The following is a 20,630-nucleotide window of genomic DNA, read 5'->3' on the forward strand; positions in this document are numbered from 1 at the left end:
CGTCAGGTTTATTTGGCACGCGGGCTGTGTGCCAAATAAACCTGACGCCGGTGGCACGCCCGTCCCAAGCTCCCCGAGAGAAATAACCCGTCCCCTTTTAGCAGACGCCAGTGGCACGCCCGCCCCGGACCCCCCGAGAGAGAAGCCCGTCCCCTTTATCCGATGAGCGCCTCCTTCACGACGGCGGCGCACTCGCGCAGCGTGGCCTGAGGTAGGTAGAGCGGGTTCGTGCGGGCCGCCAGGCCATAGGCATCGGGCAGCCCGTTCTTCTTGGCAATGAGCAGCGCGCGGTAGAGGTGGAAGTCGTTGGTGACGATCGCGACCGTCGCGCCCGGGGCGAGAAGGGCGGAGGAGTTGCGGACGTTCTCCGCCGTGGTGCTCGACCGCTCCTCCTTCGTGATGCGCGCGCCATCCAGCCCGCGCGCCTCCAGGTACTCCGCCATGGCGTCCGCCTCGGTCAGCGGCTCGCCAAAGCCCTGCCCGCCAGAGACGATGCAGGCGGTCTCCGGATTCTCGTCCAGATACGCGAGCGTCGCCTCCAGCCGGAACCGAAGGGTCTCGCTGGGATAGCCGTCGGGCCTGAGCCCCGCGCCCAGCACCACGAGGCAGTCCACGCCCGCAGGCGGCGTCGCGGCCGCCGTGGTGGCGATGAGCGCCGAGAGCCCGCCCACCGCGATCGCGCCCGCGGCAAACGCGACGCAGATCGCGAGGCGCACGCGCTCCACGCGGGCGGCGGCGAGCAGGGCGGCCCCGAGCGCCACCCACACCAGAAAGAACCCTCCCGCCGGATAGAGCGCCGCCATGAGCGCCCCGTAGGCCACGAGAACGATCCCCAGCGTCGTCAGCGCCACAACCATGCCGCTTCACCCCCGCTCGCCCATTGGTGCCCGCCGTCCGGGCATCCATGGGCACAATGGTACTAGGCCAGGGCTGTGGCAAACAAACCTGACGTTACTGTCACCTGACGAGAGGGGGCCAATATGCCCGTCGTCATCGCCGTAGCCGTACCGCACCCGCCGCTCATCGTCCCCGGCGTGGGGCACGGGCGCGAGCGGGAGATCCAGCCCACCGTGGACGCCTACCGCGAGGTCGCTCGCCGCGTCGCCGCCCTCGAGCCGGACACGATCGTCATCTCGAGCCCGCACACGGCCATGTACCTCGACTACCTCCACATCGCTCCCGAACCGGGCGCACGGGGGACGTTTGCCCGGTTCGGTGACCCCGCGGACGGCTCGCACGTCACCTATGACGAGGAGCTCGTCGACGAGCTCTGCCGCCTCGCGCGGGAGGAGGGCCTGCCCGCCGGCACCGCCGGAGAGCGCGAGCGGGACCTCGACTGGGGCGTCCTCGTGCCGCTCCACTTCATCCAGTCCGCCTACGACGCCCTGAGCGCCGCGGGCCAGGAGCCCACGCCCTACCGCGTCGTCCGCATGGGCATCTCCGGCCTCTCGCCGATGCAGCACTACCGCATGGGCATGCTGGTCGCACGGGCGGCGGGCCGCCTGGGCCGCCGCGTGGCGTACGTGGCATCCGGCGACCTCTCGCACAAGCTGGCGGCGGACGGCCCGTACGGCTTCTCCCCGGACGGGCCCGTCTTCGACGAGCTCGTCTGCCGCGCCCTCGGGAGCGGGGACTTCCTCTCGCTGCTGACGGCGGACCCGGGGCTCTGCGAGCGCGCCGCCGAGTGCGGCCTGCGCTCCTTCCAGATCATGGCCGGCGCGCTCGACCGCACGCCCGTCGCCGCCGAGCTGCTCTCGCACGAGGGGCCCTTCGGCGTGGGGTACGGCGTCGCGTGCTTCCTGCCCTCCGGGCCCAAGGGGTCCGACCCCGCCCGCGCCTTCGGCGAGACGTACGAGGCCTGGCACGCCGCGGACATGGAGCGCCGTCGCTCGGGGGAGGACGCATACGTGGCGCTCGCCCGCGCCTCGCTCGAGCACCGCGTGCGCGCGGGACGACGCCTGCCCGTCCCGGACGGCCTGCCCCCGGAGCTGCTCTCGCGCCGCGCCGGGGCCTTCGTCTCCCTCACCAAGAACGGCCAGCTGAGAGGCTGCATCGGCACCATTGCGCCCACGCGCGGGAGCCTCGCGGAGGAAATCGTGGCCAACGCGGTCTCGGCCGGGCTCCACGACCCCCGCTTCCCGCCCGTCACGGCCGAGGAGCTCCCCGAGCTCGTCTACGACGTCGACGTCCTCGGGGACCCGGAGCCCGTGGAGGGCCGCGCGGGGCTGGACCCGCGCCGCTATGGCGTGATCGTGAGCGCGCCGGGCGGGAGGCGCGGCCTGCTCCTCCCCGACCTCGACGGCGTGGACACCGTAGAGAAGCAGCTGCGCATTGCCGCGCGCAAGGGCGGCATCGCGCTCACGGAGGAGGGCGTCTCCATAGAGCGCTTCGTCGTGGAGCGCCACCGGTGAGCGCGGGCGAGAAGGACGAGGCGCTCGTCTGCGCCACCTGCCCGCGCCGCTGTCGGCTCGCCCCGGGGGCGCTCGGCGCGTGCCGCGCGCGGCGCAGCCTCGGCGGCGCGATCGTGCCGGAGGGCTACGGCCGCCTCACCTCCATCGCGCTCGACCCCATCGAGAAGAAGCCGCTCGCGCGCTTCATGCCGGGGACGTACGTGGTGTCGGTCGGGGGCTATGGCTGCAACCTGCGCTGCCCCTTCTGTCAGAACTGGGAGATCTCCCAGGCGGGCGAGAAGGACGTGGGCTGGCGCGAGGTCATGCCTGACGAGCTGGTCGCGATAGCCGCTGAGGCCCGCCGCCGCGACCCGCGCGTCTCCGGAATCGCCTACACCTACAACGAGCCGCTCGTCTGCTGGGAGTACGTCCGAGACTGCGCCCGGCTGGCGCACGAGGCCGGCCTCGTCAACGTGCTCGTCTCCAGCGGATGCGTGGGGCGGCACGTCCTCGACGAGCTCGAGGGGCTCGTCGACGCCGCGAACATCGACCTCAAGGGGTTCTCCGACGCCTTCTACGATGCCTGCGGGGCCGCGCCGGGGTCGCTCTCGTGCGTTCGGGCCACGATCGAGCGGCTCGCGGCGGACCCCGCCTGCCACCTGGAGGTGACCACGCTCGTCGTCCCCGGCATGAACGACGGGGACGACGAGATGGACGAGCTCTCCCGATGGCTCTCCGAACTCGACGGGGGTCGCGGGCGGGAGACGGTGACGCACCACGTCACGCGCTTCTTCCCGTGCTGGCGCCTCACGGACCGAGGCCCCACCCCCGTCTCCGCCGTGCGGAGGCTGGCCGACGTCTCACGTCGCCACCTCGCCCACGTCCGCGTGGGCAACTGCTAGCGCGGTCCGGGCGTGCCACCGTGCCGCTGGCGTCGGGTCCGGGCGTGCCACCGTGCCACTGGCGTCGGGCCTGGCTGTGCCGCTGTGCCACTGGCGTCAGGTTTGTTTGGCACACGCGGGGCGTGCCAAACAAACCTGACGCCAGTGGCACAGCGGCACAGCCAGGCCCGACGCCAGTGGCACGGTGGCACGCCCGGACCCGACGCTGCCTCAGCGTTACCGGACCACGCGGACGCGCTCGGACGCGGGGAGCTTCTCGATCGGAGCCGCCGGCGCGGCGATGCCGCCGAAGACCATCTGCGAGGCGAGCGCCCACTCGGCGGGGATGCCCCAGCGGGCCTTGACCGCATCGTCGATGAGCGGGTTGTAGTGCTGGAGGCTCGCGCCCACGCCCTTCTCGGCAAGCGCGTTCCAGACGTTGACCTCGATCATGCCCAGCGCATGCTCGGCAAAGCCGTCAAAGGCGGCGGCGTAGGTGGGAAAGCGCACCTTGAGGTCCTCCACGGCGGGGCGGTTCTCGAAGAAGAGCACCGTGCCCGCGCCGGCGGCGAATCCGGCGAGCTTCTCGGCCGTCGGGGCAAAGGACTCCACCGGCACGATGGCCTCGAGGGCGGGGCGCACGATCTCATCCCAGAGCGCACGATGCTGCGCGCCGAGAAGGACCACGGCACGGCCGCTCTGCACGTTGAAGGGAGAGGGCGTCGCCACGACGGCGTCCCCCACGATGCGGGCGAGCTCGTCCTCGGAGATGGGGAGCCGGTCGTTCAGCGCGTAGACGCTGCGGCGGCGGTCGATGATGCCAAGGTAGCTCATGGGGACTCCTTAGGGTCACGGGATGTCGTTACCCCTCTCGTTCCCAAATTGCCACCAGTCTAATCACATATGACTCGAGAGAGAGGGCCCGGCCGCACCTTCGCGCCCGGGCCCTCCTCGAGACCTACTCCTTGCCGTTCCAGCAGTAGGTGCAGACCTTCTTGCGGTCGATGCCGATGGCCTCGAGCATGCCGTCGAGGCTCTGGAACTCCAGCGAGTCGAAGCCCATCTCCTCGCAGATGGAGCGCAGCAGGCAGCGCCCGCGCTCGGAGCGGCCGTCCGCGTACTCCTCGAGGTGCTTCTCGCCCTCGTCCCCCTCGAGCTCGCGGACCTTGCGACGCGCAATGAGCTCGTACTCGGAGCGGCTGCGGGAGAACGAGAGGTACTTGCAGCCGTACATGATGGGCGGGCAGGCCGAGCGCATGTGGACCTCGGAGGCGCCCGTGTCGCGCAGGAAGTCGATCGTCTCGCGCATCTGGGTGCCACGGACGATGGAGTCGTCCACGAGCAGCAGGCGCTTGTCGCGGATCAGCTCGGGCACCGGAATCTGCTTCATCTTGGCCACGCGGTTGCGGACCTCCTGGTTGGCGGGCATGAACGAGCGCGGCCAGGTGGGCGTGTACTTGACGAAGGGGCGCGCGAGCGGCACGCCGGACTCGTTGGCGTAGCCGATGCCGTGCGGCAGGCCCGAGTCGGGCATGCCGGCCACGTAGTCGACCTCGGGGAGCAGGCCCGCCTCGCGCTCGTCGCGGGCCATGATGGCGCCGTTACGATAGCGCATGCACTCCACGTTGACGCCCTCGTAGTCGGAGTTGGGATAGCCGTAGTAGACCCAGAGGAACGCGCAGATGCGCATCTCGTCGCGCGGCTCGGAGAGCGTCTCGTAGCCGTCCGCCGTGATGCGGACGATCTCGGCGGAGCCGAGCTCGTACGCATCGACGTAGCCGAGCTTGCCGTAGGCGAAGGACTCGAAGGTCACGCAGTAGCCGTCGTCGTCCTTGCCGATGAGCACCGGCAGGCGGCCCATCTTGTCGCGCGCGGCGATGAGCGTGCCGTCCTCGGTCATGATGAGCAGCGTGAGCGAGCCCTCGATCTCGTCCTGCGCGTAGCGGATGCCGTCGACGATGCTCCCCTGCGAGTTGATAAGCGCCGCCACGAGCTCGTTGACGTTGACCGCGCCCGACCCCATGGCGCCGAACTGGTGGCCGGCCTCCTCGAAGCGCGCCACGAGCGCGTCCTGGTTGGCAATGGCGCCCACCGTGGAGATGGCGTAGACGCCGAGGTGGGAGCGGACGAGCAGCGGCTGCGGGTCGTTGTCCGAGATGCAGCCCATGGCGCAGGTGCCCGAGAGGTCGGGCAGGTCATGCTCGAACTTGGTGCGAAACGGCGTGTTCTCGATCGAGTGGATCTGCCGGTTGAAGCCGCCGCCCTCGCGGCACGACACCATGCCGGCACGGCGCGTGCCGAGGTGCGAGTGATAGTCGACGCCAAAGAACACGTCGAGTGCGACGTCGCGATGCGAGACCGCGCCAAAGAACGCTCCCATGAGTACCTCTCCCCGTCTGCGGCGCCGCCCCCGTGCGGCCCGCGCCCTGCGAACCGTCTCAGTATATCGTCCGACACGCGCCGATAAGGAACGCGAGAAGAACGTGCGTGAAATAGTTACAGGCTTCTGGGTAGGAGGAAGGCATCCGCGTGGCGACCCCCGCCACGCCCAACGGAAAGGACTCCCCATGAAGTTCACCAAGGTCGTCGTCGCCGGAGGCGGCGTGCTCGGAAGCCAGATCGCCTTCCAGTGCGCGTACAGCGGGTGCGACGTCACCATCTGGCTCCGCTCGGAGGGCTCCATCGAGCGCTGCCAGCCCAAGCTCGACCACCTGCGCGAGGTCTACCTCGCCACGCTCGAGGCGATGAAGACCAACCCCGCCGCCTACGCCTACGGCCTTCTCCCCCGCGAGGACGTCACGCCCGAGGCATGCGAGGCCGCCAAGGCGCGCGTCGAGGCCGCCTACGAGGGAATCCGCCTCACCACGAGCTATGAGGAGGCCTTCTCCGACGCCGACCTCGTGATCGAGTGCATCGCCGAGAACCCCCAGCAGAAGATCGAGTTCTACACCGCCGTGGCACCCATCATGCCCGAGCGCACCGTCGTGGTGACCAACTCCTCCACGCTCCTGCCGAGCGCCTTCGCCGAGCACACCGGGCGTCCCGAGAAGTACCTCGCGCTGCACTTTGCCAACGAGATCTGGAAGAACCCCACCGCCGAGGTCATGCCGCACCCCGGAACGGACATGGCGCACTTCGACGAGGTGGTCGAGTTTGCCGCGGACATCCGCATGGTGCCCCTCAAGGTCATGAAGGAGCAGCCCGGCTACCTGCTGAACAGCATGCTCGTGCCCTTCCTCACCGCCGCGCAGGCGCTCTGGGCGGGCGAGGTGGGCTCGGTCGAGGACATCGACCTCGCCTGGAAGCTCGGCACCGGCGCGCCGGCGGGCCCGTTCCAGATCCTCGACATCGTCGGACTGACCACCGCCTACAACATCACCCTGCTCGACCCCACGGCGGCCGACCCCACCACCATCAAGGGCCGCATCGCCGCGCTGCTGAAGGAGAAGATCGACCGCGGCGAGACCGGTCGCGCCGCCGGCAAGGGCTTCTACGACTACCGCTAGCACGGTCCGGGGGCGGCGCGTCATCGACGTGCCGCCCCTTTTTTCGCGTGCCCCCTCCGTCTCGGTATGCCAATTGTTAGATTGGGTATACTTCAAAACAAGTTAGCTCAGTCAAACAGAAAGGTTCGCCATGAGCAAGATCGCAAAGGTATACGGTCGCGAGGTGCTCGACTCCCGCGGCAACCCCACCGTCGAGGTGGAGGTCACGCTCGAGGACGGCTCCCTTGGACGCGCCATCGTCCCGTCCGGGGCGTCCACCGGCGAGTTCGAGGCCGTCGAGCTGCGCGACGGAGACAAGGACCGCTATCTGGGCAAGGGCGTCACCCAGGCGGTGGCGCACGTCAACGACGAGCTCGCCGCCGTGCTCGTGGGCCGCGAGGCCACCGACCAGCGCGGCGCCGACGAGGCCATGATCGCCGCTGACGGCACCCCCAACAAGGGTCGCCTGGGCGCCAACGCGATCCTCGGCTGCTCTCTCGCCATCGCGCGCGCCGCCGCGGCATCCGCGGGGCTGCCGCTCTACGCCTACCTGGGCGGCCCCAACGCGCACACCCTCCCCGTCCCGATGATGAACATCCTGAACGGCGGCGTCCACGCGGACAACAACGTCGACTTCCAGGAGTTCATGATCATGCCCGTGGGCGCCCCGGACTTCGCGACCGGCCTTCGCTGGTGCGCGCAGGTCTATCACACGCTCAAGGACACCCTCAAGAAGGCCGGACTCTCCACCGGCGTGGGTGACGAGGGCGGCTTTGCCCCCGACCTCAAGACCAACGCCGAGCCCTTCGTCTACCTGATGGAGGCCGTTGAGGCAGCCGGCTTCAAGCCGGGGGAGGACTTCATGTTCGCCATGGATCCCGCAACCTCCGAGTGCTACAACAAGGAGACCGGCATGTACGAGCTCAAGGGCGAGGGCCGCACGCTCACGTCCGACGAGATGGTCGACTACTGGGCCGAGCTCGTCGAGAAGTACCCCATCATCTCCATCGAGGACGGCCTGGCCGAGGAGGACTGGGACGGCTGGGTCAAGCTCACCGAGCGCCTGGGCAAGAAGGTCCAGCTCGTGGGCGACGACCTCTTCGTCACCAACACCGAGCGCCTCAAGAAGGGCATCGAGGTGGGCGCCGCCAACGCCATCCTCATCAAGGTCAACCAGATCGGCAGCCTCACGGAGACGCTCGACGCCATCGAGATGGCTAAGCGCGCGGGCTACACCGCCGTGGTCTCCCACCGCTCCGGCGAGACCGAGGACACCACGATCGCCGACCTCGCGGTGGCCACCAACGCCGGCCAGATCAAGACCGGCGCCCCGGCCCGCACCGATCGCGTCGCCAAGTACAACCAGCTCCTCCGCATCGAGGACTCCCTCGGCGCAAGCGCGGAGTACCTGCAGAAGGCGGCGTTCTACAACCTGGCGTAGACGCCAGGCGGAAACAGACCGTCAAGCCCTGGGCACGGCCTCGGACCATCCGAGGCCGCGCCCTTCTGCAATCGAGCGGATAGTGCGAAAAAATCCCGCCCTTCTGTGCAATCAGGCGGATAGTGCGAAGCCCTTTTCGCCCAAATCCCGGCATTTCCCGCCGATCAAGCAATTTGAAATCGCATAATCGCAGGTCATGTCTGAGCACCTATCCACGGGACACCCCGCAACGCTTCACACTATCCTCCTGATTGCAGGCGACGCCGGCCGATTTACACACTATCCGCCCTTTTGCACACCGACTCGCTCCGACCGAACCCTGAGGTATGCTTACAACAGCGCAAACGACGAAGGGAGCACCCCACATGGCCGAGAGATGCGTTCTGGTTGGACAGTCGGGCGGCCCCACCGCTGCCATCAACGCGAGCCTCGCCGGCGTGATCGCCGCGGGCATCCTCGAGGGGGCGCGCGTCGAGGGCATGCGCTACGGAATCCAAGGTTTCCTCGACGGCCGCTCCGTCCGACTCGACGAGGCGTTCGTGAGCAGGGTCGACCTCGACCTCCTGCGCAACACCCCGGCGAGCTGGCTCGGCAGCTGCCGCTTCAAGCTTCCCACCCTCGGAACGGACGACACTGTCTACCAGAGCCTCTTCGAGCGCTTTGAGGAGCTCGGGGCGTCTGCCGTCCTCTACATCGGCGGCAACGACTCCATGGACACCATCTCCAAGCTCGCCGCCTATGGTCAGAGCACCGGAAGCGACATCCGCTTCATCGGCGTGCCCAAGACCATCGACAACGACCTCGTGGGGACCGACCACACCCCCGGCTACGGCAGCGCCGCCCGCTTCGTGGCAACGGCCATGAACGAGCTCGCCTACGACGCCGACGTCTACAACCTCAAGAGCGTCACCTTCGTCGAGATCATGGGACGCGACGCCGGCTGGCTCACCGCCTCGAGCGCCCTCGCCTTCGTCGAGCCCGACCTCGTGCTTCTCCCCGAGGTCCCGCTTAACGAGGACGCCCTCATCGAGCGTCTCTCCCAGGCGCTGCAGAAGAAGAACACCGTGATGGTCGGCGTGAGCGAGGGCGTGCGCACGCCCGACGGCACTCTCGTCTGCGAGCGCGCGGCGGCGCCGGGCGTCGGCACCGACGAGTTCGGCCACCTCGCCATGCTCTCGGGAGCCGGCCGCTACCTCGCCGCCCTCACGAAGGAGCGCATCGGCTGCAAGACCCGCGCCGTGGAGCTCTCCACGCTCCAGCGCTGCGCGAGCTACGTCGCGAGCAGGACCGACCTCAACGAGGCCTACGACGTGGGCTACGCCGCCGTCGAGGCCGCCTTTGCCGGCGAGACCGCAAAGATGTGCGCCATCGAGCGCGTCTCCAACGACCCGTACGCGTCCCGCACCAAGCTCGTCGACGTCGCCGCCGTGGCCAACCAGGTGCGCAACATCCCCAGCGAGTGGATCTCCGCAGACGGCATGGGCATCGGCAGCGAGCTGCGCGCCTACATCAGGCCGCTCATCGGAGAGCTCCCGGCCCAGCTCGCGTCGCTCGACTAGGCCCTCCGGGGGGCGCCCCGCCCCCCGGCGGCCCCTACTGCCGCAGGTGCATCGCCGTCTGGGTCACGCGCGCGACGGGCGTGCCCAGCTCGTCTGTGACCAGACAGTTGTAGAACCCCAGCGTGCGCCCGTTCTTGTCCACGTCCGCCGTGGCTATGAGCTTCTCGCCCTTCGCCGCGCTCATGAACTCGATCGAGCTGCTCACGGACACCGTCACCGGCTCCCCCACGTTGGACGCCACGGCAAAGGCGAGGTCGGCCACCGTGAAGATGGCCCCGCCCATGACGCCGCCCTTCTCGTTGCGGTGGCCGGGCGTGATGTCGAACTCGCACACCGCATGCCCACGCGAGGCCTCCACCACGCGGCACCCGCACGCGTCCGTCGCAAAGCGGTCGTTCCTAAAGACCCGCTGCACTTCCTCGAGCGGGGTGTCCTCGCTGATCAGAGCCATTCGTCCTCCTTCACCGTCACGCCCAGGAGCCCCGCCAGCTGCACGGCCTGCGAGGCGCTCACCACGGCACCGCGCAGCTCGCGGAAGTCCCCGGACACGCGTATTCCCGATATGTCGCACGAGGAGAGGTCGACGCCTGAGAGCCCCGAGCGATAGACCGTCGCCCGCGTGAGGTCGCAGTCGTCAAGCTCCACGTGAGAGAGCTTGGTCAGGTGCAGGTTGAGCTCGGAGAGGCTCGTCGCGCTCGCACGCAGATGGCTCACGGAGGCCTCCGAGAGGTCGCAGTAGTCAAACTGGGAGTCCATCATGAGGACCCCGGTGAGTCGCCCCTTGCCAAAGCTCATCCCCGGCGCCGAACACGACCGAAAGTCCACCCGGTTGAGCCACGAGCGCGCCATGGTGCAGGAGATGAAGCGACAGCTCAGAAACTGCACGTCCGTGAACGTGCAGCTGGAGAAGTCCACGCCCTCAAAGACGCATCCGCGAAACGCCACGTTCTCAAAGGAGGCGCCGGCAGCGGAGGTGCCGTCAAGCTCCAGCCCGGAGAACGCCGTTCCCCGCACGCGCGCCTCCCCCTCCGCCAGGCTGGCGAGAAGGACCTCGTGCCCCATGTGCTCGCCAAGATCCGGCGTGACCTGCGCAAAGCCCTTGACCTGTCTCGGTCGCGCCACGATCAGGCCACCTTGACGATCTTGGTCCCATGCACCTCGGAGACGCCCAGCGCGGCAGCGACCCCCTCGGCGTTCTCCCACGTGATACCGCCCCCGGGCAGGATGACGATGCGTCCGGCCGCGCGCTCCACGTAGGCGCGCAGGCGGTCGAGGTTGTCCGCGATGGGCGTGCCGGCCGCGCCGCCGTGCGTGAGGATGCGCTCCACGCCCCGCTCGGCGAGCCAGTCGATGGCGTCGAGCTGGTCCTCTGGCGCGAGCGCGTCAAAGGCCATGTGGAAGGTCACCGCCACGCGGCCGGGGGCCTCGGGGGTGTCCTCGTGGGCAAGGCGGACGAGCTCGGAGGTAAGCCCGGTATCCAGGCGGCCGCCGCGCAGGCAGCCGAAGACCACGCCGGTGACGCCTAGGCGCTTGGCCATGATGAGGTCGTCGCGCATCATGGCGGCCTCGGCGGGCGTGTGCTCGAAGCTGCCGCCGCGCGGGCGAATCATGCACATCACGCCGACGTTCTTCTCGCGCGCAAATGCGACGGCGGCTCGAATGACGCCGTAGCTCGGCGTGGTGCCGCCCACCGCAAGGTTGTCGCACAGCTCGATGCGCGCCGCGCCCGCGGCGACCGCCGCCGGAACGAGCTCCATGTTCTCGGCGCAGAACTCCCTTGTCAGCATGTCTCCCCCATTCGACTCACTTTGCCCAGTATGCCACGAACACCCGACGAAACTGGGCCCACCCCGCTTTGATAACTAGAAGGCAACTAGAATTCTCAAGTCAAGACGAGAAGAACCGCAGGTAGAACGCCTGCGTAAATAACGGGACCCCTCTCGGGGCCCCGATTTGTGATTCTGGCGCAACTAAAAGACATGTGTTCGAGTGAGAGATGTGACCGTCGCTCATGCCCAGTACGGAACATAGCGACGATACTTATCCCCAGCCTCGTCATCCTCGTTCTTAATGAGTCCAGCCTCGCAGCAATCCCTGATGAGCCGCGACATGGCAACGATGTTCTTTCGATTCTCCTCAAGACCAAAGCGTTCGCGCAGCGATTGGTTCCCCATGGACTCTCCTTGAGCAAACATGAGACAAGCGTGCCAGTACACGGCATCGCGCCGCTCAGCCTTGGTCATGTGCTCATAGGCGCTTCCCGCGAGAAGCGTAACTCTCGTCCCTAGGTCATCTTCGCTCTGAACCTTAGGCGCCGCCATGTGGACGGCCTCGCAGGAGGCAACGGTCAAGTCCCATCCAGTACCACCCTCCTCGCAGAGGTCCATCTGGCGCATAAGGTTCACGAGCTTGGTGTTTCGTGTCTTTGGAGGGGCATTGAGCAGCCGGGCTACGGGGATGAGCGTCGTGCCCGGGTTAGAGAACTCGATTCGGTTCTCGTACAGCATAACCATCGGCCCCTCCGTCGTATCAGATAGGTCCTGGTGAATCACGGTGTTTGAGAGCAGCTCGCGAACCGCCCTCTGCGGATATGCGTGAACGATTCTCCTAAATGCCCCGTCCACCAGCTCCCGTTTTGGCACACGGGCCATTACGAACTCCTCAGCCTTTGGAAGCGACAGCGCATACCCCTCGTTGAACGTCCTGTCCTCAACGATTTCGAAGCTCCCCTTGCCCGCATAACACACCACGCGCAACGCTCTCCGACCAAGCCCGTAGAACGCCCTCAGGTCACGCCCGATAAGCAGGGCACCCAGATTTGATATTCTCAGTCGTCCGTTATCCTGGCGGAAGACAAGCTCCTGCTCGCAAAGCGTCTCGAGTAAGCTCTCCTCCTGCTCGGGCTTACGATTACCCAAGAGTGCATAGTAGGCGTCAACATCTAATAGGCTAAAAACATCGGAAGCCACGAGGTCAACCTTTGCCGGCCTCGTCTCAAAGTCCGAGCGCTGGAGACGCCGCCAGAGCTCAGCCTCCTTTGCTGATCCGTTCACCAGGCGCGTTGTACTGCTGCCCTCGCGAATGTAGAGGGCCTTGTCAAAGCTCACCGGCCTTTCTGTCGCTGCGGCAATCTTGAGAACGACGAAGTTCTTTCCGTCGTGCTCAAAGCAGTCAAACTCGTAGCTAGCGTTTGCCGAGAGGAATCGCGACAGCCAAATTAGCAGGCCCTGATTGCCCTTTGCCTTCTTCGCATAGGGGTTGAACGTGGTGCCAACGAGATCATGCGTTCCATCAGCAACTCCCCAGATGCGATAGGCAAAATCCCGACCAAGATACGCGGCGGAATTTGCCAGCGCGGAAATGTCCCTCCCTATGCGCTCGGGATCGCTGTTCCCCTCCTTAAACTCGAGCCACTCCGTCTCATCGGGAAAACCGATTAGGGAGTACAGCAACTCAATTTTCTCGACATCAGCCATGTGAGCCACCGTTCCTTGCTCGAAAATGATAACTAGATGATAACTACAAGGCAACTACAAGGCAACTAGAATTCTCAAGTCAAAGCGAGAAGAACCGCAGGTAGAACGCCTGCGTAAAAAACGGGGCCCCTCTCGGGGCCCCGATTTGTGATTCTGACGCAACTAGAAATCTGTCATCCGGGCGAGGTCGCTACAGAAGCGCGGCCTCCCACTCCGCCTCGCGGAAGCCCACGAGCACGAAGTCCTCCCCCACCACGATGGGACGCTTGACCAACATGCCGTCCTCGGCGAGGAGCGCGAAGGCGTCGGCATCCGCCATGCCGGCGTCGAGCAGCGCCTTCACGTTGCGCTCCCGGTAGAGCCGGCCGCTCGTGTTGAAGAAGCGCCGGACGGGCAGCCCGGAGCGAGCCTGCCACTCGGCGAGCTCCTCGGCGGTAGGGTTGTCCTCAACGATATGGCGGTCGGTGTACGAGACGCTGTGCTCGTCCAGCCACGCCTTGGCGCGTCGGCAGGTACTGCACTTGGGATATTCAACAAAGAGCACGTCAGACATAGTGTTGTCCCTTCGCTCGAGATTCGTGGGGCCAGTGTAGCACGGGAGTTGCTAACGTATAATCTACCCAGCGGAGGGAGGCAGCGGTGGCCAGTCAGATTATCTACGAATGTCAGGCCTTCTGCCCGACTCTAGATCGGGCAAAGAGGCGTGTTCCGGAGGAATTCATCCCCTGCTACGACTGGTTCCAGCAAAATACCGGCGAGATGATATCGCGCCTTCCGCATCGCATGGAAAATCGCCCGAAAACGCCTATTCCTCTGAGTCGAGATGCCGGGATTTACATACCAGGCGCCTCTCTCGTTTCTTACAAAAGAGGTAGGAAGTACGCCCTTTCCGTCCACTCCAGCGGAAGTGGGCTCTACAACGATAGAAAGCCCATCCATCTCGCTGACGGCACGTGGGTGCTTGACTACGCGGCCCACAGCGGATCCGACAGCAGCCAAAACTACAACGGCTCACTCATGAACTGCCTGACTGACGGCGTCCCCGTGGGCGTTATGGTCCGCGAGGCGAAGGGCTATCGCATACTCGGCCTTGCCTTTGTGGAGCGCTTTAACAGCGCTACGAACATGTTCACGCTCCATGGCCCCATAACCGATAAGAGCGAATCGGAGGGGGCGTTTGCCTTCCCCGGCTTCGATGCCCTGACAGACGACGAGCGCTCCGTTCTGACCGAGATTGATGATGCTGACGAGCGCAAGCTCGTGAAGGCGGAGCAGGTGCGCCGCGAGCAACAGGACGCGTTTCGAAAGTCGCTGCTCAATGCGTATGAAGGGGCATGCGCCATCACTGAAACCGATGTCCCCCAGGTCCTTCAGGCGGCTCACATCAATCCCTATCGGGGAAGGAAGTCTCAGATCGTAAACAATGGCATCCTCCTGAGGTCGGACATGCACCTCTTGTATGACGCCCACCTGATTTCGATAGAACCCGATACGCTCAAAATCAGCCTGAGCGACCGTCTGCGCGGCACGACCTATGCCACCTTCACCTCCTCCCACCTGCGACTCCCCCGCAATGAGGCAAGTCATCCCAGCCGCAACCTGCTCGCAGCCCATTACGAGCAGTTCATGCAGGAGAACCACGTACTTGTTGCCTAGCAGCCTGCGCGAGCCCAGGGAATACGCTGCACGTGGGCGGCACACTCCCTAACAACCGCTCGGAATGCCGAGGTCCCCATAAGTGGACCATTCTCAAAAACGCCGGAATCATCGAGATCGCTGCACCAGCGCCCAAAGTCAATCCTCAACAGTTCCGGGACGCAGAGCAGGCTGTCCCCGCGCCGCCAGGAAGGGACGGCCGCCACGCATCGTGCGAGTGACTCCTGCCACGAGATGCCCATTTCTTCGAGCACCTCGACATCGCTCACCTCGACGGGCCAGAACTCGCGGCCCACTCCCTCATCGCAAAGCAATCGCTTCCCCAGCAAGGGGTCAAAGCAAAAGACGTCCTCGGCAAACTCATAGGCGCTACCGTACCCCCAGAAGTTCCCACCTCGCTTCTCTTCCCACAGCCCAGTTACACCAGAAAAGGTGAGCCATGTGCCGTCCATGGGGGCCCATTCTTCTCCAAAGGCCGCCCCATGCTCCGGATAGTCGTTGGATTCAGTCACTTTTATCAACTCCAACGGAGCGCCGCTCGACGAGCTGGGGCAATACGCCCAGGCGGCCTCAGTACCTCTATGATCAGACACATCTCCTCCTTTCCCCCTTCCCAGCATGATCGGCTCAGGGCACGAGGTGCGAACGAAACGCGAACACGATCAAACAACAGGATCTGTTTGTCTTTCACGAATCTTGAAACCAAGACATCTTGAGTCGCAGAAAGCTTGCCGAGATGGCCGAGTCGGGTAAAGCGGAGTCGATGCGGAAGGCGAGAAGAGCATCGAGCCCGCAGGGCGCAACGACCGCAATTCCTCACGTTCTTCTCGCCCCCCAGGTCATTCTCTCGGCAGCTCCGGGCCGCCGAGCACGCAATGGCCGCCGATTCGCTACTTCCGTCGCCCCGATACGTGCGACGCCTTGCCGGATCCGATTATCAGCAGGAGCGGCACCTCAGCGGCGACACCGGCAGCTATACTTTCTCTAGCACCCGCAACCGAGGAGGCATCATGCCCAGCAGCGAGAACAAGCGCGTAAGGAACGTCATCTTTGACATGGGCAACGTCCTCATGACCTTTGACGGGCCGTACTTCGCGAGCCTCTTCACGGACACGCCGGAGGACGCCGCGCTGCTCGACGGCGCGCTCTTCGGCACCACGATGTGGTCACTTCTGGACTCGGGCACCATCACGCGCGAGACCATGCGCCGCTACGCGCTCGACCATCTGCCCGAGCGCCTGCGCCCCAACCTCAACGAGTGCTTTGACCACTGGCCCGAGCACTCCGAGCCCATCGCCGGCACCAACGAGCTCGGCATCCGCCTCAAGCGTGAGAGCTACGGCATCTACGTGCTCTCCAACGCCAATACCCGCATCATGGACCAGCTCCGCCACGCGCCCGTCACGCCATACCTCGACGGCTGCGTGGTCTCGGCCAAGGAGCGCATCATGAAGCCGGACCCAGCAATCTTCCACCTGCTCTGCCTGCGCTACCGGCTCGACCCGGCCGAGTGCCTCTTCGTGGACGACAACGCGGACAACTGCGCGGGCGCCCGCCTCGCCGGCATGCATGCGTTCCACTTCACCGGGGACGTCGAGGCGCTGGAGGAGGCAATCCGCCAGCCCTGCTAGACCTGCGCGACCAGCGAGGCGAGGACCCACAGCACGAGCAGCCCCAGAATGGCAAGGAATCCCACGAGGGTCTCCTGCCTCACGGTAAGCCGCGCGAGCGCGGGAATCTCCCTGCGCAGCGGCCGGCGGTCGAGCATCAGATAGCCGGCAATCGCGAGCGCCGGCATCAGGAACACGAGATACGAGAAGAACCGGTACCAGACGGGCCACTTCGCGTTCTCGGGCGTGGGCTGGACGAACCCCATCACGCAGCCCACGATGCAGAGTCCGCACAGGGAGAGCACCGCAAGGTTCCAGATCGCACCCGCCCAGCGCGGGACTCGCGCGAGCAGCGTCCCGGGAGACGGTCGCTCGGGCTCAAAGCTCGGCGGCTCCTCCGCAGGAGAGCCCCCGCCCCTCCCGCGCGTCACGTCGCCGAGTGCGGACACGAGCGCGTCACGCAGCTCGCGGACCGTGGCATAGCGCGCCGCGGGATCAAGCTGGGTCGCGCGGACGATGACGGGGCGCAGCGGCTCGGGCACGCCCGCTCCCGCAAAGCCGCGCTCGCGGTCACGCGCCGAGGGCTCGAGCCCCGTCACGCAGAAGAAGAGCAGCATGCCGAGCGCGTAGACGTCGCTCCGCACGTCCGTCTGCCCAAAGCCGAACTGCTCGGGCGGCGCATAGGCGCGCGTGCCAAAGTGCGTGGTGTCCCGCTCGCCATCCTCTCGGAACGATCGGGCAATCCCCAGGTCGATGAGGGTGACCCCGGAGCCTGACACCATGACGTTCTCCGGCTTGAGGTCGCGATGGATTATGGGAGGGTCAAGCCGCTCGTGAAGCTCGCTCACGGCATCGCACAGGTCGGGGAAGACGAGGGCGAGAAGGTCGAGTCGCCCGCCGGGGGTCCGCGCGCTCAGGACGCGCTCGGAGAGCGTCTCGCCGTGCACGCACTCCATCACCACCACGTTCTTATCGTCATGGCGATAGCACTCCATGATGCGCGGAAGGTGCGGCAGGCTCACGCCGCGGCGCTGCGCCGCGAGCAGCGCCTCGTACGCTCCGCCCAGACCCGACTCGGCGCTCAGGTACTTGCGCACGAACGGACCCAGCTCGGCGCCGCTCCTCCCCACGAAGAAGACGCGCTCCGTGACCTCGAGCGGCCCCTCCTTGAGCACGGCGTCGACGCGATACGAGTCCTCGCGCCCGAGCGAGTCGAGGTATCGAGCAAGGTCGTCTTCGAGGGTGTCTTCGCGTGTCTCCATGTGGCAATCCTAGCAGAGGGCGCGGACAGATCGGGGTCCGTCCCGCGGGGCCGCCGCGGAATCGGGGGTCGTGGCAATCCCGCCTCGGCGCGCGTTGAGAAGAACGGGGTTATGGCAGCCGGCACTCCTCGCGAGCTGGAGTTCTTCTCGCCCCTGTTGCCAGATATGGGGTCGTGGCAGACCGAATCCTGCCACGACCCCCAAATCGACAACGCGCCGGAGCCCGTTGCTGCCACGGCCCCAGATTCGGCAACGCCCCCGAATCGCCGCCCCTAGCAGATGGTCCGCTCGCCGAAGCGGTACAGCTCCTCGTTCACCTTCTGGAGCGAGCAGCCGCGGTCGAGGCAGAAGATGATGATCGCGTCGCGGCGGTTCTTGCAGTAGAGCTCGTTCGCGCCGGCGGCCTTGAGCGCGCGGTTGGTCTCGCGCAGCGTGAGGGCCATGGCGAAGGCGATTTGCAGGACCTTGTCCCTGCTCGGATGGCGTGTGCCCTGAAAGATCTGATATCCGAAGGTGTCGTTGAGGTTGGCCATGCGCACCACGCGCGAGCGCTCGAGGCCCTTCTTGGCGAGAAGCTGCTGCAGGTACTCGGAGAGCGTGCGGCCGCTCGGCGCGCGCTCCTCGAGATAGCCCTCGAGGTCTGAGGTGGAGAGGAGCTCGTCGAGCAGCTCCTCCGTCAGTCGTTCTGCCATGGCATCGCACCTCTCCGCGCGTCCTCTACGCCACCGAGAACGTGGCCTCCGCAAGCATCGTATCATCAAGCGAGAAGAGCTCCTGGACCTCGACGGTGACGTCGGACTCATCCGTCAGGCTATAGGCAATGCGCGCCGTGGTCGTTGAGCCCGGCTTTATCTCTGCCATGTAACCGTTCCCAAGGTCCTCGGTCACGATCGCATTCTCAAGCTGAACCCCGTTCTGGAACGCCTTCTGAGCGCACGCCACCGCAAAGGACGTGTCCTCTTCAGAGTTGTTGGTAAAGGTGTAATCAACGATGATCGCAGGGGCTCCCTCGTAGTCAGTCGTCACCGTCGACCCATCGATGGTGACCGCGTAGTCAGACTGCGTCGACTCGGAAACCTGGCTCTCGGCGGGCTGCTCCTCGGCAGGATTCGACTCTTCCGCGGAAGACGACGTCCCACCGCACCCAGAGAGGGCAAACGGAGCCAACGCAGCGGCCAGCGCGAGCGTGGCGACGAGGCAATGGCGGGGAATTGGGGCAAGCGTACTCATTGATACCACCCATTCTTTCGACGAATTGGTCCTGATGCCTGCAGCCTATCAGGGCAAAAGAAGGAATTCATTAGCTGCGAGCTAATGGCTGTCGTCCGCATGCTCACGCCGCCCGTAACGGTATGCTGTACTGAGCAACCCCCGAAGAGAGGCACCAATGGCACAGAAACTCACCGAGCAGGAGCACGACGCGATCGTCTCCCTGGCCAAGCTCCTCAGCAAGGAGCTGCCCGTCCAGCAGCGCAGCGTCTCGGGCGGCATCGCAAGCGGGCTCGTCCGCCTGCGAAAGAACCCGCTGAGCAGGGAGGACGTGATGGGCGTGCTCGCCAAGTATGGCGCGGGCGAGCCCACGCTCAAGGACCTGCTCGACCTGCACGTGCTCGAGCGAGAGAAGGGCGGCGAGGGCTACGTCCTTCTCGCCGGCGGCGCGCCGGCCCCGAGCCCGTCCAAGCGCGCGGGTGGAGCGGGCGAGAAGAACGCCCGGTCGGACGCACGCCCGGAAAACAAGCCCCAGGCCATAGCCCGCGCGGAGCGGCCCAGGCCTCCCGCGCGGCGCCCCGCCCGCAGCCTCGCGGGGCTGGACACCGTGCGCAAGCAGACGCCCGAGCTCGAGGACATCCGCCGGAAGATCATCGACCTCGACCCCCGCCTCTGGATCAACGGCTGGCTGCTCAGCACCCCCGAGGCATACGTCCGCTTTGAGCGAGAGCTCCGCGCCCTCGACGCCGCGCTCGCCGGCTCCGCCTCCATCGGCGACGGCACCCTCAGTACGCGCGAGCTCTCGTACCGCCTCTTCGGTGACGAGAAGTTCCTGGCGCTGGACTCGGACGGCCGCAAGCTGCTGCATCTCATGGGCCTCTCGGACGCAGTGGTCACGCGCCCGCAGACCAAGCTCGAGCTCATGCACCACATCCCCAAGCACCACCGCCACCTGCGGCTCGTTGTCTCCGAGAACCTCGACCCCTGGGTCAACATGAGAAACGCGATGTTCCTGGACGGGCGCAAGCGAATCCTCGACGAGCGGGTCCACGGCGTGGTCTTTGGCAACGGGTACATCGTTGACGACCCGCACAAGCTGCCTGACCTTATCGCCTCGCTCGGCGCCGAGGACGTACGCGTGCTCTACTGGGGCGACATAGACCGCGCCGGCCTCTCCATCCTGGCGAAGCTCGCCTCGATGGCCGACGGGCGCTTCGAGGTCGAGCCGTTCGCCCCCGCGTACCGCCTCATGCTGAGGCGCGCGATGAAGCGCTTCCCCGACCCGCTGGAGAACGAGGAGACGGACCAGGGCGGCGTGCGCGTCGAGGGGCTTGAGCTGCTGGAGTCCGTCCTCAAGCCGAAGGAGGCCGCGTATCTGCGAGCCGTGGTGGAGGGCGCCCGCCTCATCCCGCAAGAGATCGTCACGGCGACGGACCTGTAGGGCCGGGCGCGCTGCGGGTTGGCCGCGCCAGCCGGACCCGCTGCGCAAATCGGGGTCGTGGCAGTTTCCCCACTGTCGGCGTTGCGCAGATGGGGGTTATGGCAGCCCGCAATTCTCGCCACCTGCGGTTCTTCTCGGCACCGTTGCGGAAAACGGGGTCGTGGCAGGGCGATTTCTGCCACGACCCCTATCTGGGCAACGCCCCGCGGCGTCAGATTGC

Annotated in this window: 20 protein-coding genes; 8 read left to right on the forward strand and 12 right to left on the reverse strand. The window is 66.2% G+C overall.

All coding sequences use genetic code 11. The features are described from left to right. Positions 1-155: 155 nt before the first annotated feature. A complete protein-coding gene (locus ACULPM_RS10250; protein WP_445332294.1) occupies positions 156-857 on the reverse strand; it encodes a YdcF family protein in 702 nt (233 codons plus the stop codon). Positions 858-980: 123 nt separating this feature from the next. Between ACULPM_RS10250 and amrA the strand changes: the two genes are divergently transcribed. Both amrA and amrS read left to right on the forward strand, forming a co-directional pair. After that, positions 981-2,411 (forward strand): AmmeMemoRadiSam system protein A, encoded by a 1,431-nt coding sequence (gene amrA / locus ACULPM_RS10255; protein WP_445332295.1) that lies wholly within the window; start codon positions 981-983, stop codon positions 2,409-2,411. Continuing rightward, a complete protein-coding gene (amrS, locus tag ACULPM_RS10260; RefSeq protein ID WP_445332296.1) occupies positions 2,408-3,292 on the forward strand; it encodes an AmmeMemoRadiSam system radical SAM enzyme in 885 nt (294 codons plus the stop codon). Before amrA ends, amrS begins: the two co-directional genes overlap by 4 nt. Positions 3,293-3,508: 216 nt before the next feature. On the opposite strand, the gene ACULPM_RS10265 is transcribed toward amrS, so the two are convergent. Beyond that, positions 3,509-4,105, reverse strand: a complete 597-nt coding sequence (locus tag ACULPM_RS10265; protein WP_445332223.1) for a nitroreductase family protein — start codon at positions 4,103-4,105, stop codon at positions 3,509-3,511. Between the two features lie 124 nt (positions 4,106-4,229). Next, a complete protein-coding gene (locus tag ACULPM_RS10270) occupies positions 4,230-5,651 on the reverse strand; it encodes an amidophosphoribosyltransferase (RefSeq protein WP_167929931.1) in 1,422 nt (473 codons plus the stop codon). Between the two features lie 187 nt (positions 5,652-5,838). On the opposite strand from ACULPM_RS10270, the gene ACULPM_RS10275 reads away from it, so the two are divergent. The 3 genes from ACULPM_RS10275 to ACULPM_RS10285 all read left to right on the forward strand — a co-directional run bounded on the left by ACULPM_RS10275 (position 5,839) and on the right by ACULPM_RS10285 (position 9,756). Beyond that, a complete protein-coding gene (locus ACULPM_RS10275; RefSeq protein WP_445332222.1) occupies positions 5,839-6,777 on the forward strand; it encodes a 3-hydroxyacyl-CoA dehydrogenase in 939 nt (312 codons plus the stop codon). A gap of 130 nt (positions 6,778-6,907) precedes the next feature. Next, positions 6,908-8,197, forward strand: a complete 1,290-nt coding sequence (eno, locus tag ACULPM_RS10280; protein ID WP_167929929.1) for a phosphopyruvate hydratase — start codon at positions 6,908-6,910, stop codon at positions 8,195-8,197. A gap of 365 nt (positions 8,198-8,562) precedes the next feature. Continuing rightward, positions 8,563-9,756, forward strand: coding sequence for a diphosphate--fructose-6-phosphate 1-phosphotransferase (locus ACULPM_RS10285; RefSeq protein ID WP_445332221.1), 1,194 nt, complete (start codon positions 8,563-8,565; stop codon positions 9,754-9,756). Between the two features lie 34 nt (positions 9,757-9,790). Here the strand turns inward: ACULPM_RS10285 and ACULPM_RS10290 are convergent, their stop codons facing one another. The 5 genes from ACULPM_RS10290 to ACULPM_RS10310 form a co-directional block, all read right to left on the reverse strand. Beyond that, the gene (locus ACULPM_RS10290) at positions 9,791-10,207 is read right to left on the reverse strand and encodes a PaaI family thioesterase (RefSeq protein WP_445332220.1); all 417 of its coding nucleotides are present in this window, start codon (positions 10,205-10,207) and stop codon (positions 9,791-9,793) included. Then, complete coding sequence (locus ACULPM_RS10295) at positions 10,198-10,878, reverse strand: pentapeptide repeat-containing protein (RefSeq protein WP_445332219.1); 681 nt, start codon at positions 10,876-10,878, stop codon at positions 10,198-10,200. Before ACULPM_RS10295 ends, ACULPM_RS10290 begins: the two co-directional genes overlap by 10 nt. A 2-nt stretch (positions 10,879-10,880) precedes the next feature. Next, positions 10,881-11,543, reverse strand: coding sequence for a copper homeostasis protein CutC (locus tag ACULPM_RS10300; protein WP_445332218.1), 663 nt, complete (start codon positions 11,541-11,543; stop codon positions 10,881-10,883). 222 nt (positions 11,544-11,765) lie between these two features. Continuing rightward, positions 11,766-13,232 (reverse strand): ATP-binding protein, encoded by a 1,467-nt coding sequence (locus ACULPM_RS10305; RefSeq protein WP_445332217.1) that lies wholly within the window; start codon positions 13,230-13,232, stop codon positions 11,766-11,768. 190 nt (positions 13,233-13,422) lie between these two features. Continuing rightward, a complete protein-coding gene (locus ACULPM_RS10310) occupies positions 13,423-13,785 on the reverse strand; it encodes an arsenate reductase family protein (RefSeq protein ID WP_445332216.1) in 363 nt (120 codons plus the stop codon). 86 nt (positions 13,786-13,871) lie between these two features. Here ACULPM_RS10310 and ACULPM_RS10315 point away from each other — a divergent pair, with 86 nt between their 5' ends. Beyond that, the gene (locus ACULPM_RS10315; protein ID WP_167929925.1) at positions 13,872-14,888 is read left to right on the forward strand and encodes an HNH endonuclease; all 1,017 of its coding nucleotides are present in this window, start codon (positions 13,872-13,874) and stop codon (positions 14,886-14,888) included. Here ACULPM_RS10315 and ACULPM_RS10320 read toward each other — a convergent pair. Beyond that, on the reverse strand, positions 14,885-15,481 hold the full coding sequence (locus ACULPM_RS10320; protein WP_445332215.1) for a hypothetical protein: 597 nt from the start codon (positions 15,479-15,481) through the stop codon (positions 14,885-14,887). The genes ACULPM_RS10315 and ACULPM_RS10320 overlap by 4 nt on opposite strands. Before the next feature lie 417 nt (positions 15,482-15,898). Between ACULPM_RS10320 and ACULPM_RS10325 the strand changes: the two genes are divergently transcribed. Continuing rightward, positions 15,899-16,519, forward strand: a complete 621-nt coding sequence (locus ACULPM_RS10325; protein WP_445332214.1) for an HAD family hydrolase — start codon at positions 15,899-15,901, stop codon at positions 16,517-16,519. Here the strand turns inward: ACULPM_RS10325 and ACULPM_RS10330 are convergent. The 3 genes from ACULPM_RS10330 to ACULPM_RS10340 form a co-directional block, all read right to left on the reverse strand. Then, positions 16,516-17,760, reverse strand: coding sequence for a serine/threonine-protein kinase (locus ACULPM_RS10330; RefSeq protein ID WP_445332213.1), 1,245 nt, complete (start codon positions 17,758-17,760; stop codon positions 16,516-16,518). The two genes, ACULPM_RS10325 and ACULPM_RS10330, sit on opposite strands and share 4 nt — an antisense overlap. Before the next feature lie 272 nt (positions 17,761-18,032). Then, positions 18,033-18,452 (reverse strand): XRE family transcriptional regulator, encoded by a 420-nt coding sequence (locus ACULPM_RS10335; RefSeq protein WP_445332212.1) that lies wholly within the window; start codon positions 18,450-18,452, stop codon positions 18,033-18,035. Between the two features lie 25 nt (positions 18,453-18,477). Next, positions 18,478-18,990 (reverse strand): DUF5067 domain-containing protein, encoded by a 513-nt coding sequence (locus ACULPM_RS10340; RefSeq protein ID WP_445332211.1) that lies wholly within the window; start codon positions 18,988-18,990, stop codon positions 18,478-18,480. 157 nt (positions 18,991-19,147) lie between these two features. On the opposite strand from ACULPM_RS10340, the gene ACULPM_RS10345 reads away from it, so the two are divergent. Beyond that, positions 19,148-20,410: a Wadjet anti-phage system protein JetD domain-containing protein gene (locus ACULPM_RS10345; RefSeq protein ID WP_445332210.1), complete on the forward strand. Its 1,263-nt coding sequence runs from the start codon at positions 19,148-19,150 to the stop codon at positions 20,408-20,410. The last annotated feature ends 220 nt before the right edge of the window (positions 20,411-20,630 follow it).

It is taken from the genome of Thermophilibacter sp. ZX-H3, from assembly GCF_052599055.1.